This is a genomic window from Nocardiopsis listeri NBRC 13360 (assembly GCF_001570765.1).
In the GTDB taxonomy this organism is placed as follows: Bacteria; Actinomycetota; Actinomycetes; order Streptosporangiales; family Streptosporangiaceae; genus Nocardiopsis; species Nocardiopsis listeri.
In genome coordinates, this window is record NZ_BCSH01000028.1 from 83,632 (window position 1) to 99,947 (window position 16,316).

Here is a 16,316-nt window from a genome sequence, read left to right on the forward strand (position 1 = left end):
GTCCGACGCGAGGCCGTCGTGCTGTCCGAAAAGGTGACACGGGCGGCGGGCGGGTACCAGGCGAGCAGCGCTGACCTGCGTGAGCGTGTCCGACGTGAGGGGTCACGGCGATGATGACCGAAGGCTCGGACGCGCGTACCATCGAAGGCGCTTGGTCGCGCCCCACAGAGAGGTAGAACCATGGGACCGTTCAACGGACCTACCATCGCCATCCTGGTGATCCTTGCCATCTTGCTGTTCGGAGCCAAGAAGCTCCCGGACCTGGCCCGCTCCCTGGGGCGTAGTGCTCGCATCCTCAAGGCCGAGAGCAAGGGCTTGGTCGATGAGGACAACAACGAGGGACAGGAACAGACCGACGGTCAGGACGGCCGGCAGGCACAGCAGGGCCAGGCTCAGACCTCTCGCACCGACGCCGCCCCGCAGCAGAACCAGCAGCAGGGCTACCCGCAGCTTCCTCCCGGCCAGCGCATCGTCAACGAGTCCGGTGAACCCAGCAACCAGACCTACAACCAGTAGAGCTGCCGGTTCCACCTGTTCGGGGCCGCGTGCGGCCACGGCCCGAATCGGTCGGCGCGGTGCCTCAGGGGCACCGCGCCCCGCGTCTGTGTCAGGGGAGTCCGCGGTGCGCGGACCCGGATGAGAAGAGAGTGACCCCACGATGAGGTCCCGAAGCAGAGCGGTCAACCCGGAGGCCCGGATGCCGCTCATGGACCACCTGCGCGAACTGCGCAACCGGTTGGCCAAGGTACTGCTCATCCTGTGTCTGGGCGCGGTGCTCGGCTTCGTCTTCTACGACCAGATCTGGGACTTCCTCACCAAGCCGTACTGTTCCCTGCCCGCCTCACAGGTGGTCGAGGGCGGTGGTTGCTCCCTCATCGTCACCGGCCCCTTCGACGCCTTCTTCGTGGCCTTCAAGATCTGGCTGTTCGTCGGCGCTCTGGCCACGGCCCCACTGTGGCTCTACCAGCTGTGGGCGTTCGTGGCCCCCGCCCTGCACGGCAGCGAGAAGAAGTACGCCTACATCTTCGCTCCGCTGGCCGGCCTGCTGTTCGTCGCCGGTGCCGCCCTGGCCTACATGATCACCGCGCTGGCCCTGCAGATGCTCTTCGGGTTCCTGCCCGAGGACGCCGACCCCTACTTGACCATCGGCGAGTACCTCAACTACATGCTCATCATGATGGGCATGTTCGGTCTCGGCTTCGTCATGCCGCTGCTGGTGGTGCTGCTCAACATCGTCGGCCTGCTGTCCCACGAGGCCATCGCCAAATGGCGTCGGGTCATCATCTTCTGCGCGTTCCTGGTCGCCGCGGTCGTCACCCCGGCCGAGCCCATCTCCATGCTGGCGCTGGCCGTTCCGCTGGTGGTCCTGTTCGAGATCGCCGAATTGTTCTGCTTCTTCAACGACCGTCGTCGCAAGCGCCGGGATCCCACCTCGGAGCTGGCCGACGACGAGATCTCCGATCTCGACGATCAGCCCTCCGACCTGGAAGAGCTCGAGGACTCCGGCTCGGGCAAGGGTTCGGGCAAGGGCGACTGAGCGGTCATCGCGAAGTGGGTGTGAGAGGGACCCGCCACACGCTAGGGTTCGGGGCGGGACGACTTCCTCGTCGTCCCTGCACACCGAATCGGACGCGGGAAGCCGGGAAGTGTTGATGAGCGAGCAGACCGAGGCCAAGCGGGAACTCCCACCCGAGGCCATGGGGAACGAGAAGTGGCACGACACCACCGACGCGGTGTGGTTGCGCTCCTCCCTGTCGAACCCGGACTCCGAGGCGATCGTGGAGGTCGCCGAGTTCGACGACGGGTTCCGCGCCGTCCGTGACGGGAAGTCGCCGCAGAAGGGCACCCTGTTCTTCACCCCCGCCGAGTGGGAGGCCTTCGTGCTGGGGGCCCGCGATGGCGAATTCGACATCCCCGAGGAGTACCTCTCCGAGGAGGAGGCCGAGATCCAACGCGGGCACGGTCAGGTCGAGGCCACCTGGGTACCCTCCCCGTTGCTCACCCCCAAGGCGTTGGAGGAGTACCATCGCCGTCAGCGTGAGGAAGCCGCACAGGGGTCCACGAGCGAGAACGCCTGAACCCCGCAGACCCGGGCGCGAGGGCGTGCGCGAACCTCACCGGCCCGCACGCCCCTGAACCCCCGCACCGTGGGTAGGTAAGGACCCGGTCATGTCCCCTCAGATCGCACTTTTGGTCAACCCGGCCTCCGGTCGTCGTCGCTCCGCCGTTCTCGCGGTGCGGCTCAAGGAGGCCCTGCGCGCGGCCGGCGCCCACGTGCACGTCTACACGGGCCGCTCGGCCGCCGACAGCAGGCGTCTGGCCCGGCTGGCCGTCTCCGATCGTCCCGACGCGTTGGTGGCGGTGGGCGGGGACGGTCTGGTCCACCAGGCCCTGCAAGGGGTGGTGGGCAGTGATGTGCCACTGGCGGTGGTCCCCGCGGGCACCGGCAACGACATCGCCCGCGCCTTCGGTACCGCTCGCGCCTCCGCACGCGGGATGGCCCGGGCCATCCTGGCCGGACGCACCCGCCCCAGCGACGTGGTCCGCCTGACCCTGGCGGACGGGACACGGCGCTACTACCTGAGCGTCCTGGCCTGTGGTTTCGACGCCCGGGTCAACGAGCGGGTGAACAACTTCCGGTTCGGTGTGGGTCGCGTCGGCTACCTGTTCGGCATCATCGCCGAACTGCGCACCTTCCGTCCCATCGACTTCGAGATCGACATCGACGGCCGTACCATCGCCGAACCCGGGATGCTCGTCGCGGTCGGCAACACCGACTCCTACGGCGGTGGCCTGAAGGTGTGCGCGGGGGCCGAACCCGACGATGGACTACTCGACGTGGTCCTGATGCGCGAAGGGTCCAAGGGCCGTTTCGTCCGACAGTTCCCCCGGGTCTTCAACGGAAGCCACATGGAGTTGGACGAAGTGCGTCTCGTACGCGGGGCGAACGTCACCATTCGCGGTGACGCCGGGGTGGCCTACGCCGACGGTGAACGCATGGGCGCGCCGACACTGAAGTGCGAAGTGGTGCCGAAAGCGGTCGAGATGCTGGACCCGACCTCATAGGCTGAGAGGCCTATGAGTAGTCACGCTGAGCGGTACGCCGCCTTCCGTCGGCGGCAGGGCGCGTCCAGCGCCGCCATCGAGGCCTTCCAGGCTCTCTACGGCTTCGAGTTCGACCCCTTCCAGATCAAGGCCTGCAAGGCGCTGGAGAACGGTCATGGGGTGCTGGTCGCCGCTCCCACCGGTTCGGGCAAGACCGTGGTCGGAGAGTACGCCGTGCACCGTGCCCTCACGGAGGGCACCAAGTGCTTCTACACCACCCCCATCAAGGCCCTGTCCAACCAGAAGTACAACGACCTGGTCAAGCGCTACGGCAACGAGCAGGTCGGGTTGCTGACCGGGGACAACAGCGTCAACGGTGAGGCGCCGGTGGTGGTGATGACCACCGAGGTGCTGCGCAACATGCTGTACGAGTCCTCGTCCACCCTGGGCGGGCTCGCGTACGTGGTCATGGACGAGGTGCACTACCTCGCCGACCGCTTCCGCGGCGCGGTCTGGGAGGAGGTGATCATCCACCTGCCCGAGTCGGTGCGCATGGTCGCCCTGTCAGCCACGGTCAGCAACGCCGAGGAGTTCGGTGAGTGGCTCCAGCAGGTGCGCGGCGACACGACCGTCATCGTCGACGAGAAGCGTCCCGTGCCGCTGTGGCAGCACGTGATGGTGGGCAAGCGTCTGCACGACCTGTTCGTCGACACCGAGGTGGAGTCCACCGGCCCCGACGAGGACGAACGGGGCGGTGGTGGGCGTTCCAAGCGCAAGCGCGAACGCCGACGCTCCCAGCACGAGCGGCCTCGCGAGATCAAGGTGGGCGGGCAGACGCTGCACATCAACCCGTTCCTGAGCCGGGCCGCGGAGGACGACGCGCGCACCACCCAACTGGCCGACCGTCGCCGTCACCCGCAGTCGCGGGCTCGGGGCAACATCCGCCCGCGTACCCGGTTCGCGCCGCCCAGCAGGCCCATGATCATCGAGGAGTTGGACGCCGAGGGGCTGCTGCCGGCCATCGACTTCGTCTTCAGCCGTGCGGGCTGCGACGACGCCGTCCGGCAGTGTGTGGCCTCGGGGCTGGTCCTGACCACCCCCGAGGAGGCCGACCACATCCGCGAGTACGCCGAGTCGCGCTGCGCCGACATCCCGCGCGCCGACCTGACCGTGCTCGGATTCGAGAGTTGGTTGCGCGCGCTGGAATCGGGTGTGGCCGCCCACCACGCGGGCATGCTGCCCACCTTCAAGGAGATCGTCGAGCACCTGTTCTCCCAGGGCCTGATCCGCGCGGTGTTCGCCACCGAGACCCTGGCGTTGGGCATCAACATGCCCGCGCGCAGCGTGGTCATCGAAAAGCTCGACAAGTGGAACGGTGAGACGCACGCGATGCTCACCCCGGGTGAGTACACGCAGCTCACCGGGCGGGCCGGGCGTCGTGGCATCGACGTGGAGGGGCACGCGGTGGTCGTCTGGCAGGCCGGGACCGACCCCGAGACCATCGCGGGGCTGGCCGGCACGCGCACCTACCCGCTCAACTCGAGCTTCCAGCCCTCCTACAACATGGCGGTGAACCTGGTCGGGCAGGTGGGTCGCCAACGCAGCCGCAACATGCTGGAGGCCTCCTTCGCCCAGTTCCAGGCCGACCGTGCCGTGGTGGGTCTGGTCAAGAAGCTGCGCAAGCACGAGGAGGCCCTGGAGGGGTACGCCAAGGCCGCCGAATGCCATCTCGGTGACTTCATGGAGTACGCCTCGCTGCGTCGTGCGTTGAGCGACCGTGAGTCCATGTTGGCCAAGAACCGGTCCTCGCGCCGCCGTGAGGAGGCCCTGGAGAGCCTGGAGATGCTCCGGCCCGGTGACATCATCCGCATCCCCTCGGGACGCTACTCCGGGCACGCCGTGGTGCTGGACCCCGGCCTGAAGCACGACCTTCCGGCGCCCCTGGTGCTGACCGTGGACAAACAGGTCAAGCGGATCAACTCCAGTGACTTCCCGATTCCGGTCAAGGCCTCCGGGCGCATGCGCATCCCCAAGTCGTTCTCCGCGCGCTCTCCGCGTTCACGCCAGGACCTGGCCTCCACCTTGCGCAACAAGCTCAAGGAACAGGGCACCGAACCCACCTATGATCGTGGCGGTGGCCGGGGTGATCAGGAGGACGCCGAGGTTGTTCGGTTGCGCGCGCGGTTGCGTGAACATCCCTGCCATGGGTGCGCGGAACGTGAGGACCACGCTCGGTGGGCCGAACGTTACATGCGCACCGAGAAGGACGCCGAGGCGCTGCGCCGGCGTGTGGCGGGGCGCTCGCACGTCATCTCCCGCACCTTCGACCGGGTGTGCGGGGTACTGGAGGACCTGGATTACCTGTCCGGCGACGAGATCTCCGACGACGGGGGTCGGCTGGCCAAGATCTACTCCGACCTGGACCTGCTGGTGGCCGAGTGCCTGCGTCGCGGGGTGTGGGACGACCTGAACCCGGAGGAGTTGGCAGCCTGCGCCGCCTCCCTGGTCTATGAGGCACGCCGCAACGACGACCCCTACCCGCGTCTGCCCGAGGGGCGGGTGGAGGAGACCCTGGACGAGATGCTGCGGCTGTGGGGCGACCTCAACGAGGTGGAGTCCCGACACCGGGTGTCGTTCCTGCGCCGGCCCGACCTGGGTTTCGTGTGGACCGCCCACCGGTGGGCTCGTGGGGACCGACTCGACGCCATCCTGCGTGGGTCCGACATGACGGCGGGCGACTTCGTGCGCACCGCCAAGATGCTGGTGGACATGCTCGGACAGATCTCCGCCGCCTCCGGTGACCCCGCGTTGCGCTCCAACGCGCGCAAGGCCACCGACCTGGTTCGGCGCGGAGTGGTGGCCTACTCTTCGCTCAACTGATGGAGGGGGCGCGACGACCGCCATGGCCGGGCTCCCGACGGGGAGCCCGGCCATACCGGCTGAAGAAGCGGAACATCGTTCACGAACCGGATGTTGGTGCTCGTAGTGGTGCCCCGGTGGACGAAGCGGTGCACAGGGGGCGTCATCATGGGAGAGGCACGGGACCCCGCCAGGGGCCTGTAGTTTTCGCGAGAGACCCTGAAACGAGGCTTGAGCTGTGCTGCGCACCCTCATGAACGGCAAGATCCACCGGGCCACGGTCACCCAGGCCGACCTGCACTACGTGGGTTCGGTCACCATCGACGCCGACCTGATGGAGGCCGCCGACATCGTCGACGGTGAGCAGGTGCACATCGTCGACATCGACAACGGCAACCGTCTGGTCACCTACGCCCTGGTGGGCGAGCGCGGCAGCGGCGTGATCGGGATCAACGGCGCGGCCGCCCACCTGGTGAACCCGGGCGACCTCGTCATCATCATCGGCTACGCCCAGGTCGACGAAAGGGAGCGCGCCGACCACGTCCAGCACATCGTGCACGTGGACGGCGACAACAAGATCGTCGCGCTGGGCAACGACCCGGCCGAGCCGGTCCCTGGTAGCGACCAGGTCGCCGGTCGCTGACCTCCGAACGCCCGTGCCCGACACGGGCGTTCCGTTTACGCGCAAGCCCCTCGGCATGGCCGATTCCGGCCGGATCGGTGTGTCCCGGTCTCGGGTATGCCCTGTGGCGGCATGGATGAGCGGGACGAGGATCGGCGCCGGGTCGCCGAACACATCGAGTGGCAGAAGCAGGGCGCGTGGGTCGTCGTTTGGGGCGTCTACACTCGCCGCTTCTGGGCGTTCGCGTGTTGGCCGGTCGTCCCGGAGTGCGGCGTGGTGATCGACGCCCAAGAGCCCGACCGCCTGTACGCGGAGATGCGCTACGTCGAACGCGAGCACGATTTCCTCCGCTGGCGCTACGGCCGCGCCCACCCGGTGCGGTGAGGGTTACGATTCGTCCATTAACGGGATGAACCGGGGAGTCGGCCACGTGTCCACGGAAACCACTCGAGGGGCGCCGGAGCGCGCCCGGATCCAACGGCGTACGGTCCTGGTCCTCATGGCGGCGCAGGTCGTCGGCGGCATCGGTATGGGTGCCATGCTCGCGGTGGGTGCGCTCATCGCTCTGGACCTGAGCGGCTCGGATGCCTGGTCCGGGATGGCGACGACCATGATCACCCTGGGCGCGGCCGTGTTCGCGTTGCCGTTGGCGGGTACCGCCGCTCGGCGGGGACGTCGCCCGGGGCTGACGCTGGGTTGGCTGCTGGGTGCCCTGGGCGGGTTCGTGGTCATCGGTGCCACGGTATGGGGTGTGTTCCCGCTGTTCCTGGCGGGGATGGTGTTGGTCGGTGCGGGTACGGCCACCAACTTGCAGTCCCGGCACGCCGCCGCGGACCTGGCCACCGAACGTACGCGTGGCCGGGACCTGTCGGTCGTGGTGTGGGCGACCACCGTGGGCGCGGTGGTGGGACCCAACCTCATCGGTCCGACCGGTGGTCTGGCCCGGATGCTGGGGCTGAGTGAACTCTTGGGCCCGGTGCTGCTCACCACGGCGGGTTTCCTGGGCGGTGCCGCGCTCATCGCGGTGTTGTTGCGCCCCGACCCGTTGCGGATGGCCACCGCCGACCATTCCGTGAACGGTGTGAGGTCTTCCTCCCCGACCATGGTCGACGGAGTGCGGGCGATCGGTCGCGATCCCTCGGCGTTGTTGGCCGTGGTGGGGATCGTGGCGGGGCACGCCGTGATGGTCGGCGTCATGACGATGACCCCCGTCCACATGAGCCACCACGGGTCCGCGCTCACCGTCGTGGGACTCACGATCTCCCTGCACATCGCCGGCATGTACGCGCTCTCGCCGGTAGTGGGCTGGCTCTCCGACCGGCTCGGTCGGATCCCGGTGATGTTGGTGGGGCAGGGGGTACTGCTGGTATCCGCCGTGGTCTCGGGCACGGCCGGACACGACGAGGTCCAGGTGACCATCGGCCTGGTGCTGTTGGGGCTGGGTTGGTCGGGATCACTGGTGGCCGGCAGCGCGTTGCTGGCCGAGTCGCTCTCGGCGCAGATCCGCCCTGGGGCACAGGGCTTCAGCGATCTGGTGATGAACCTGGGCGGTGCGGGCGCCGGCGCCTTGTCCGGGGTGGTGTTGTCGGTGGCCGGTTTCGGTGGGCTCAACCTGTTCGCCGCATTGTTCACGCTTCCCGTCTTCGTCCTCGCGATCCGTGCGTGGGCGACCGGCCATGGGTGAGGTACCCGGACCTTTACCGGAAACACCCCGCGAACCTCCCCGTCCCGCGTCCGTACCCGGTTAATCTGCGGATTCGGGGCGCCCACCGTCGATGGGTGGGCCGACCTTCGTTGGACGAAGGGGTGTTCTCAGTGAGTGAGCGGGAGCCCGGGGACGGGCCGGGAGAGTGGCCGGAGCGGGATCCGGTGAACCACCGACCGCCGGAGGAATGGCGGCCGGGAGACCCGATGGAGCAGGGTGAGGGGTCACCGGGGGAGCCACCGCACCGACCACCGGGGTCCGGTACCCAACGGCCCGGCGACCCGGGTGAGCTGTCCCGGGGGCCCAGCGGCCCCGAGTGGGCCGGCCCCGAAGACGCCGGTTACGCCCCCGGTTACGGTGACTATCCCAGTACCCCGGTCGACTACGGCGACGCCGGCGGTTACGTCCCCGGGACCGGACCGCCACCGGTCCGGCCGACGCCTTGGGGCAGGATCCTGGGAATCGGCTGCGGCGTGCTGCTCCTGTTGCTCCTGATCCTGGGCGGATGTGCGTCGGTGCTGCTCTTCAACGCGGCGGCCGACGTTTCGACGGCCCCCGCCCCGGAAGGTGTCGGCGCGGTGGAGACCGACCCGTTCCCTTGAGCGGGGAACGAGAAGCGCCCGTCCCCCCCCAAGGGCGGGGACGGGCCGCGGTCACGGAGATCCGGTCAGGGCGCCAGCGCGGGGTCGCGCAGCCACTCCGACAGGTCCTCCTTCCGTTCGCTGTCGCACTTGAGCGGACACGTCGTGCAGTAGCCGTGTTCGGGGTCGCCCTTGTAGTCGAAGCAGCAGGTACCCCGTACCGCCCAGGTGCCGCGTGGGTGGTCCGGGGCGAAGGGGAACAAGCGGGGTCGTTTGCGGGTGATGGCGCCGGCCTCGATCACCGCGTCGCCCAACCGGGTGGCCAGGTCCCAGGCCTGCTCTGCGTCCCGTCCCAGGTAGCGTGCCGGATTGAGCATGTAGAAGTGCAGGGTGTCCAGGACCCAGCCCCATAGGGTGCGTTTGCCCGCTCGGGAGTGCTCCCGTAGGGCGTCGATGAGCGGTTCGAGGGTGGCGAACAGTGCCTCGGCGGTCAGCCGCAGCTGTTCGTCCTCGTCACGGGCGACCACGGTGGCGGGATGGTCGGCGACAGGGTCGTCGGGCAGGACCACCACGCGGGTGTCGACCATGATCGGGGTGCGAAAACGAGCCTCGGCGGTGTCCCACGGCAGACGGAACGTGTCCGGGTCGAGCAGGGGCGCGCGGCCGGTCAGGTACAGCGAGGAGGCCACCAGGAAGAGGGGCTCGCGCAGTGTGACCCGGAGGAAGTTGGTGGCGGCGGGCAGGCGGTGTCCGGGCCCGTGTTCGGTACGCAACTTGTCGAACAGCACGGGCAGCCAACCCTCGGTGGTCATCGACGTGACACTGTGGCACTGGGTGCCGTCGAAGGGCCGCCGCTGGAGGGTCTCGAAGTCGACGATCTCGGGCAGCGGGGCGAACTTGAGCCGCTTACTGGCGGCGCGGATCGCGTCGAGCGGATTTTGAGTCACCGCGGAACCTGCCCTTCGTCGCAAGATGGAAGCCGAAGTCTTGTCCGGGGAAGCCGTGGTCGCAGCTACCACCGGGGCCGGGTACATCTGCGCCTATGAAGTGAGGCTACCCTAACGAAAGTCGCGGTAGCAATCCTCGGGGACCCGAGTTTGCCCAAAGGTGGGCCCAGAGTTCCCAGTTCAGGGGCCGGGTGGGCGGTCCCGCCCACCGGAGCGGACGGGATCAGGCCGTGGGTGTCGGGTTGCGCTCGCGTCGAGACCGGCGGCGGTACTTGAGCCACCACTCCACGAAGAGCAGCGGCAGGACCCACGACAGGAAACCCGACGCCACGCCCACGTCCTGACCCAAGGCGTCGAAGTCCCCGCCGTGGACCGTTTCCAGACGCGGCGACATGATCACCATCAAGACGATGAGGAGTACGCGGTTGAACGCGATGCCGTAGATGAGGGCGAAGCTGCGCAGCATCCAATCGCGGTGTTCGGCGAAACGCCGTCGTCGGGCCATGACATAGCCCAGGAGCGTGAAGGCCGACCACAACAGCGCCCACACGGTGTTGCCGATCTGGGCGCTCCCGCCGGTGCCGCTGAACGGTGCGATGAGCAGCGCCGGAATCCCGACCAGTGGGATGCCCGACCAGACGTACACCCGTCCGCTCCAGCGGTGCACGGCCGGATGACGGGTGCGCAGCCATGGCCACACCTGGAGGACCACCAGCAGCGTCAGCAGCGCTCCACCGAAGATGTGGGTGAGGAGCATCGGGAAGTACCAGGAGGGGCTCTCCGGTAGGGGAAGCCGTGAGTCGGCCGGGTCCAGGCTCAGGTAGGGCGGGACGGAGTAGAGCAGGAACGTGACGCTGAACAGGGCCAACGGCAGGATCCAGGGTCGGCGCCACCACGGAACGGGTGTCGTGGTCGGGTGTCGGCGGGGTGGTGTCGTGGCCGTGTGGGTCGATGGGGTGGGCGCCATCGTCGGGGCTCCTTCGGACGTTCGGTGGACGGTGGATCGGGTGTCGTGGTGTCGGCGTGCACGAGTCCGCGCACCGATTCCCACACGCGCGATCGGCTGTGTGGGGTCGGGCCAGTGGCGGGTTCGTCGAGGAAGGGGACATCGGGCCGTGGGATGAGGCCGGCCGTCGGATCCGGGTGCCGGAGCGCGCCCGAACGGCCTGTGCCGGCACGTCGAACCCGGCGTCCTCGGCGTCCCCGTGGTTCCTCCGCGGCCCCTTCGGCCCGGGACGGCGAGGAGTCCTGGGCTCATGACGCGCACCCCCTGAACTGTGTATGCCGCATACTGATAAGTGTATTCAATACACAGTTCTAGGATGGTGTCAACGACGAACCCGACGACTGGTGGCCCATGACGACAGAGGACGCGCCCAAAAGCCGGATGGCGCGGGACGTGGAACTGCTCTGGGGATTGGAATCCCCACCTCGAAGGCGCGGTCCCAAACCCAGGCTCAGCCGAGAGGTCGTGGTCCGCGCGGCCCTCGACGTCGCCGACGCCGAGGGCATCGAGGCCGTCTCCATGCAGCGCGTGTCCAAGGAATTGGGGTACACGACGATGTCGCTGTACCGGCACGTGGACAGCAAGGAGGACCTGCTCGTCCTGATGATCGACACCGCGATGGAAGGGGATCCCCCCGGTCCCCGCGCCGACGGTGACTGGCGTGCCGGACTGGAGGAGTGGTGCCACAGCGTCCTGGAGCTCTACCGTCACCGCCCCTGGGTGGTGCGGCTCTCCTTCTCCGGACCACCCGGCGGCCCCAACGGCCTGCGCTGGATGGAGTCCGGCCTACGCGAACTGGTGGGCTCGGGGCTGGACGTGGGGGAGGCGGTACAGATGCTCCTGCTGCTCTCGTCGGCGCTGCGCGAGAGCGTGCGGCTGGAAACCGACATGGCCGACGCGGCGCGAACCACGGGCAACACCCCGGTCGAGGTCGAACGCGACTACAGCCGGAGCCTGCGCAGGGTGGTCACCGAGGAGGAATTCCCCACCATCGCCCTCATGCTCCACGAACAGGTGCTGGAGCCGCGGCCCACGGCCCAGGCCACCGAAGGGACGGGAGAGCCCACCCACGAACTGGACTTCGGCATCCGACGGGTACTCGACGGCATCGAGTCCTACGTGCGCACCAGCGGCACCATCGGCGGAGCCTGACAGAGCCGGGGCGTCGCACCCACGCGCGGATGCGACGCCCCGACCGCTCTCAACGCACCACAACCAGGTGGTGGCGGCCCAAAGCGGCCACCACCCGGCCGCACGGCTCCACCTCCACACCCGCCGCCGCGGCCAGCTCCGCCACGGTCAGCTCCCGGTGCTCGGCGAGCGCCTCCAGTACCGGTTCGGTGACCGCCGGCAACCGGTACCGCTTGCCCGCGACCGTGAGGGCGACCTTGTCACCCTCGCGTTCCATCGGCGGTGGCAGGATCGGCACGAACTCCACCCGTGCCTTCGCACCGGGCACCGCCTCCTCCACCGGCCAAGGCAGCGAGAACGACGTCCTGCGCGGGAAACGCGCGTCCCGCTCGGCCAGGAACGAGTCCAGGTCCGCCTCCTCGGCCAGCTCCGTCAACCGGGCCGCCAGCTCGTGCCGGTGTTCGCGGCGCGTGTCCGGGTCGGCGAAGCGCGGCAGGTCACGCCGGAACGGCTCCTCCTCGAAGAGCCGGCGCACCAACGCCTCCGCCCAGTCGATCCCGGTCGCCCGGGTGAACCCGAAGGTCAGGTGCATGCTCATCTCACCGTTGCCGGTCACCGTGTGCCACCACCCGCGCGGCACGTGGATCACCTGCCCCGGCCATAGCACGCCCTCCCACACCAGGTGGGGCAGGCCCTCGGCGTCGCGCGGCGGGGTGTGGGTGTGATCGGTGTCGTTCTTCATCGGGAACGGGCGGGTGCCCGGACCGTGCACCTGCCAGTGCTTGGAGCCCGACAACTGCACGATCATCGTGTCGTGGTCGTCCCAGTGGGTGTCGAACCCGCGCGAGTCGCCCCAGATCAGGTACAGGTTGGCCTGCGCGCGTTCGCGCACCAGTCGCATCAGGTCGTCGGCGGCCGCGCCCACCGCCGGATGCATCCGGTCCACCCCGTCCAGAACGAGGCTGGAACCGCCCCGTAGCTCCTTGTACAACGCCTCCGGGCGCACGATTCGGCGGGCCTCGCGTGAAGCGGTGCCCGTCTCGGTGTAGCGGTCCAAGGGCACCGGGGAGCCCTCCCGGTGCAGTCGCAGCCGCGGCGGCTCGGGCGCGCACACGGTCAGCACGTGGTTGAGGTCCTCCAAGGTGAACAGCGAACGTACGGCGTCCGCGCCCAGATCGGCGAAGACGAACTCCTCCGATAGGCGGCTGGTCAGGGCGTCGCGGCCCACGACGTCGCACAGGGCTTGGCTGAACAGGCGGCCGGGCTCGGTCACGGCGGTCCTTTCGACGGACGGAGAGACGGTTCTGGGCGCGCGGACACCAAGGGAGAGCGGAAGGGGGATCCGCCCGGCCCGGCGGAAAGAGTAGGCCGGGCCGGGCGGACCTGATCAGATGAAGTCGGAGCTGGAGTCGGTACCGTCATTGTCGCCGCCCGCGGTGATGTCGCGGGAGGTCACCTCCGCCAGGTCCTCGACCTCGATCTCGATGGGGTCCATACCGCACCTCGCTTTCTGTGGAAGTGTTCGATTCCTCTTGACCAGGGCCGTCCCGGTGCCTCTCAGCGGCCGGTCAGCCCCGTCCGGTGCGCCGCGAACGCGTGGGCGTCCGCAGCCAGTGCTATGGCCCTGCTGACCGAGCGCGGACCGTGTCCCACGTCACGCTCGTATCGCAGCAGGGCGGGTGGACGCCCCTGTTCGTACCGGCCCGTGGCGAGCAGCGCCGCGCACATCTTGCGCGGGTGGGCGGCGTCGGTCCGGGTGTCCCCGGCGAACCCGGTGAGCAGCACGGTGGGATGAGCCAGCCCCGGGGTGCGACGCGCGTTCTCCAGGGCCCGGTGATAGGGGGAGTAGGACATCAGGGCGGTGAAGTCGTCGGGATCGGCCACGCTGCCGAACTCGCGCGTCCACATCCGGCCCAGACCCATGCGTTCGAAGCGGGCCATGTCGGCGAGCGGAGCCGAGGCGATCACCGCCGCGCACAGGTCGGGTCTGGCGGTGGTCGCGGCGAGCACGAGCAGTCCTCCGGCCGAACCACCCGACAGACACAACTGGTCCCGGGCGCACCACTCGGCCTCGACCAGGTGCTCGGCGGCGGACACCAGGTCCTGGACCGCTCGTGGTTTGTTGCGGCCCGACCCGTCCAGGTGCCAACGCCGTCCGGCGTCACCACCGCCGCGCACGTGGGCCACCGCGTAGCGGCCGCCGCTGAGCAGCCAGGCCAACACGGTGGCGCTGAACCCGAACTGACGGGGACGACCGAACCCCCCGTAGGCGTGCAGCAGCAGCGGACGCCGCCCGGAGTCGTCGGAGCCCTCGGAGGCGTCGAAGACGGTGACCGGGACCCGGGTGCCGTCCTGGGAGCGGCACCACACCACGGTGCGTTCCACCCTCGGGGAGGGCGCCGACCGTCCGGTGCACGGCGGCCAGGGAACGGGTACGCGTTCGCCCGGCGCCAGCCGTAGCACCCGCTGCTGAGTGGACACGTCGGCGTAGCCCAGGTACACCGAGCCGTCGGGGGCCGGAACCGGGGCGGAGACCATGCCTTCCCCGGGCGGCTCCACCCGATACCGCAGCGCCCTGGAGACCGCGTCGTGCACGGTGACCTCGCTGATCCCCAATCGTGTGCGCACCACCAGTACGGCCGGGTCCGCGCTGTCGACCCCCGGCTGGGGACAGAACGCGTCCAGGGTCGCACCGGGATCCTCGGCGACCACCTCGTGCCAGTGCTCGGGTTCGGGGCGCTCCGGGTCGGCCACGCAGACACGGCGCCTGGGAGCACCCAGGGTGGTGCGCAGGTACAGCAATCCGTCGGGCCCCGAGCGCACCTCGGTCTCGGCCTCGTACCCCACCTGGAGAGGGCGCAGGTCGGGTCTGCGGGGGGACCCGGCGGTCAGGTCGGCCAACCACAGGTCGGTGCGATGCCCGGTCCCGTGGCTCTCGGTCACCAGCAGCCAACGCCCGCCCAGCACCTTCACCCCGGGTACGGTTCCCGGTCCGGTGCAGGCGTGCACCAGGGTCTCGGCGCCGTCGCTCACCCGGCGCAGCCACACCCCGCGCACGCCCTGGGCGCCGTCGCGGCGGACATAGAAGAAGGAGCGCTCGTCCGTGGGCAGCCACGCCACGTGCGAGTAGCGCACGCGGGGCACGACCGGACCCACAGGGGCGCCATCGGCCACCCGGATCACGCGCAGCCGGCCGTGCTCCACCCCGCCGGTGGAGGTCTGTAGGGCGACCAACGCGCCGTCTGGGCTGGGCTCCCAGGCGTCCAGGGTGGTGCGCCCGGCGGGGTCCTCCGCGCAGGGGTCGTAGACGGTACGCGGGACGACGGGGGTGGAGTGGTCGGACGTCTCGTCGGAGGGCTCGGGCAGGACCACCAACCTCGGGTGCTCGTCACCGGACGGACGCAGCGTGGCGAACACCGCGCCGGGGCGGTGCGCCGGGACGCTCCACAGGTCGGTGGCGACCAGCTTCCGGATCCGGTCGGCCAGGCGTTCGCGCAGGGGCCAGCCCACGGCCTCGCGCTCGTACTCGCGGGCGCGCTCCTCCAACCAACGGAGCGTTTCCGGGCTGTCCGCGGACTCCAACCACCGATAGGGGTCGGGGACGGGACGACCATGCAGGGTGTCCACGACCGACGCCGGATCGGGGGCGAGGGCGGCTCCGGGGGTTCGGTTACGCACCATCACATGTTTGAAGCGGGCCGACACGACGGTCAAGCAACAGATACATGGCCCCCAGGTGGTCGGATTGTCACCCAAGGGGAAGGTTTGTCGTCCAGGCCTGCTCGAATCACCCCTCGGGGGAACGGTCGAGTGGGTAGGTATCTGGAGAAGTCCACTGAAGAACGATCGAGGAAGTCCGCCCCCCGCTTCGGGAAGGAACCCATGGAGCGCAGGACCACGTCGGAACCCACCATTGTCGGAAGTGTGGTGGGAGCCGTCTGTTTCGCCGCCGCCGTGCTGGCCACAGCGCTGGTCGGAAGCACCGCGGCCGCCGGATCCGGTGCAGTCTACGCCGGTCTGGAGCTGCCGGCCTGGGCCCCGCCCCCATGGTTGTTCGGTCCGGTCTGGACCGCGCTCTACGTCGTGATCGCCATCGCGGGCTGGTTGGTGTGGCGGGCCGCCGGCGCCGACGGCTCGGCGTTCTTCCTCACCCTGTACGCGGTCCAACTGCTGTTGAACGCCGCATGGACCCCGCTGTTCTTCGGGTTTGGACTGATCGACCTGGCGCTGGTCGACATCTCGATGCTCGCGGTGGCGGTGGCCCTGACGACCTGGGCGGCCCGGCGACACAGCCGGGTGGCGATGTGGCTGTTCGTCCCGTACCTGGTGTGGGTCCTGTTCGCCACCGCACTCACCCTGGCGATCCGGTTGCTCAATTAGATGAGCGATTCCAAGGGGTGGGGTGGCTGGTGGGGCGCCT

At 69.2% G+C, this 16,316-nt stretch carries 15 protein-coding genes; 11 read left to right on the forward strand and 4 right to left on the reverse strand.

Annotation, left to right across the window (positions count from 1 at the left end):
- Positions 1–180 precede the first annotated feature (180 nt).
- The 9 genes from tatA to NLI01S_RS26310 all read left to right on the forward strand — a co-directional run bounded on the left by tatA (position 181) and on the right by NLI01S_RS26310 (position 8,833).
- A complete protein-coding gene (gene tatA, locus NLI01S_RS10135) occupies positions 181–516 on the forward strand; it encodes a Sec-independent protein translocase subunit TatA (protein ID WP_067602823.1) in 336 nt (111 codons plus the stop codon).
- Positions 517–697: 181 nt separating this feature from the next.
- Positions 698–1,537 carry a twin-arginine translocase subunit TatC gene (tatC, locus tag NLI01S_RS10140; RefSeq protein ID WP_067602825.1) on the forward strand — a complete coding sequence of 280 codons (840 nt, stop codon included), beginning with the start codon at positions 698–700 and terminating at the stop codon, positions 1,535–1,537.
- A gap of 115 nt (positions 1,538–1,652) precedes the next feature.
- Positions 1,653–2,078, forward strand: coding sequence for a DUF397 domain-containing protein (locus NLI01S_RS10145; RefSeq protein WP_067602890.1), 426 nt, complete (start codon positions 1,653–1,655; stop codon positions 2,076–2,078).
- A gap of 91 nt (positions 2,079–2,169) precedes the next feature.
- Positions 2,170–3,066, forward strand: coding sequence for a diacylglycerol/lipid kinase family protein (locus tag NLI01S_RS10150; RefSeq protein ID WP_067602828.1), 897 nt, complete (start codon positions 2,170–2,172; stop codon positions 3,064–3,066).
- Between the two features lie 12 nt (positions 3,067–3,078).
- Positions 3,079–5,925: a DEAD/DEAH box helicase gene (locus tag NLI01S_RS10155; RefSeq protein WP_067602831.1), complete on the forward strand. Its 2,847-nt coding sequence runs from the start codon at positions 3,079–3,081 to the stop codon at positions 5,923–5,925.
- A gap of 217 nt (positions 5,926–6,142) precedes the next feature.
- Positions 6,143–6,547, forward strand: a complete 405-nt coding sequence (gene panD, locus NLI01S_RS10160) for an aspartate 1-decarboxylase (protein ID WP_067602834.1) — start codon at positions 6,143–6,145, stop codon at positions 6,545–6,547.
- Between the two features lie 111 nt (positions 6,548–6,658).
- Entirely contained in the window at positions 6,659–6,910 is a 252-nt protein-coding gene (locus tag NLI01S_RS10165) for a hypothetical protein (RefSeq protein WP_157091001.1), read from the forward strand.
- Between the two features lie 25 nt (positions 6,911–6,935).
- Complete coding sequence (locus tag NLI01S_RS10170) at positions 6,936–8,210, forward strand: MFS transporter (RefSeq protein ID WP_067602840.1); 1,275 nt, start codon at positions 6,936–6,938, stop codon at positions 8,208–8,210.
- Between the two features lie 131 nt (positions 8,211–8,341).
- On the forward strand, positions 8,342–8,833 hold the full coding sequence (locus NLI01S_RS26310) for a hypothetical protein (RefSeq protein WP_223809188.1): 492 nt from the start codon (positions 8,342–8,344) through the stop codon (positions 8,831–8,833).
- 65 nt (positions 8,834–8,898) lie between these two features.
- Here NLI01S_RS26310 and NLI01S_RS10180 read toward each other — a convergent pair whose 3' ends face one another.
- On the reverse strand, positions 8,899–9,759 hold the full coding sequence (locus NLI01S_RS10180) for a (2Fe-2S)-binding protein (protein WP_067602848.1): 861 nt from the start codon (positions 9,757–9,759) through the stop codon (positions 8,899–8,901).
- Positions 9,760–9,982: 223 nt separating this feature from the next.
- On the reverse strand, positions 9,983–10,726 hold the full coding sequence (locus tag NLI01S_RS10185; protein ID WP_067602851.1) for a DUF2306 domain-containing protein: 744 nt from the start codon (positions 10,724–10,726) through the stop codon (positions 9,983–9,985).
- Positions 10,727–11,116: 390 nt separating this feature from the next.
- Here NLI01S_RS10185 and NLI01S_RS10190 point away from each other — a divergent pair, with 390 nt between their 5' ends.
- Positions 11,117–11,917, forward strand: a complete 801-nt coding sequence (locus NLI01S_RS10190) for a TetR/AcrR family transcriptional regulator (protein WP_067602854.1) — start codon at positions 11,117–11,119, stop codon at positions 11,915–11,917.
- A 49-nt stretch (positions 11,918–11,966) separates the two neighbouring features.
- On the opposite strand, the gene NLI01S_RS10195 is transcribed toward NLI01S_RS10190, so the two are convergent.
- The gene (locus NLI01S_RS10195) at positions 11,967–13,169 is read right to left on the reverse strand and encodes a JmjC domain-containing protein (protein ID WP_067602863.1); all 1,203 of its coding nucleotides are present in this window, start codon (positions 13,167–13,169) and stop codon (positions 11,967–11,969) included.
- Between the two features lie 284 nt (positions 13,170–13,453).
- Positions 13,454–15,577 (reverse strand): prolyl oligopeptidase family serine peptidase, encoded by a 2,124-nt coding sequence (locus tag NLI01S_RS10200; RefSeq protein ID WP_067602894.1) that lies wholly within the window; start codon positions 15,575–15,577, stop codon positions 13,454–13,456.
- A 201-nt stretch (positions 15,578–15,778) separates the two neighbouring features.
- On the opposite strand from NLI01S_RS10200, the gene NLI01S_RS10205 reads away from it, so the two are divergent.
- Positions 15,779–16,276 (forward strand): TspO/MBR family protein, encoded by a 498-nt coding sequence (locus NLI01S_RS10205; RefSeq protein WP_067602866.1) that lies wholly within the window; start codon positions 15,779–15,781, stop codon positions 16,274–16,276.
- Positions 16,277–16,316: the final 40 nt, after the last annotated feature.

Coding starts and splice junctions, on each gene's coding strand:
- tatA (WP_067602823.1), top strand. CDS start 181: ATGGGACCGTTCAACGGACCTACCATCGCCATCCTGGTGATCCTTGCC.
- tatC (WP_067602825.1), top strand. CDS start 698: ATGCCGCTCATGGACCACCTGCGCGAACTGCGCAACCGGTTGGCCAAG.
- NLI01S_RS10145 (WP_067602890.1), top strand. CDS start 1,653: ATGAGCGAGCAGACCGAGGCCAAGCGGGAACTCCCACCCGAGGCCATG.
- NLI01S_RS10150 (WP_067602828.1), top strand. CDS start 2,170: ATGTCCCCTCAGATCGCACTTTTGGTCAACCCGGCCTCCGGTCGTCGT.
- NLI01S_RS10155 (WP_067602831.1), top strand. CDS start 3,079: ATGAGTAGTCACGCTGAGCGGTACGCCGCCTTCCGTCGGCGGCAGGGC.
- NLI01S_RS10165 (WP_157091001.1), top strand. CDS start 6,659: ATGGATGAGCGGGACGAGGATCGGCGCCGGGTCGCCGAACACATCGAG.
- NLI01S_RS10170 (WP_067602840.1), top strand. CDS start 6,936: ATGAACCGGGGAGTCGGCCACGTGTCCACGGAAACCACTCGAGGGGCG.
- NLI01S_RS10185 (WP_067602851.1), bottom strand. CDS start 10,726: ATGGCGCCCACCCCATCGACCCACACGGCCACGACACCACCCCGCCGA.
- NLI01S_RS10190 (WP_067602854.1), top strand. CDS start 11,117: ATGACGACAGAGGACGCGCCCAAAAGCCGGATGGCGCGGGACGTGGAA.
- NLI01S_RS10200 (WP_067602894.1), bottom strand. CDS start 15,577: ATGGTGCGTAACCGAACCCCCGGAGCCGCCCTCGCCCCCGATCCGGCG.
- NLI01S_RS10205 (WP_067602866.1), top strand. CDS start 15,779: ATGGAGCGCAGGACCACGTCGGAACCCACCATTGTCGGAAGTGTGGTG.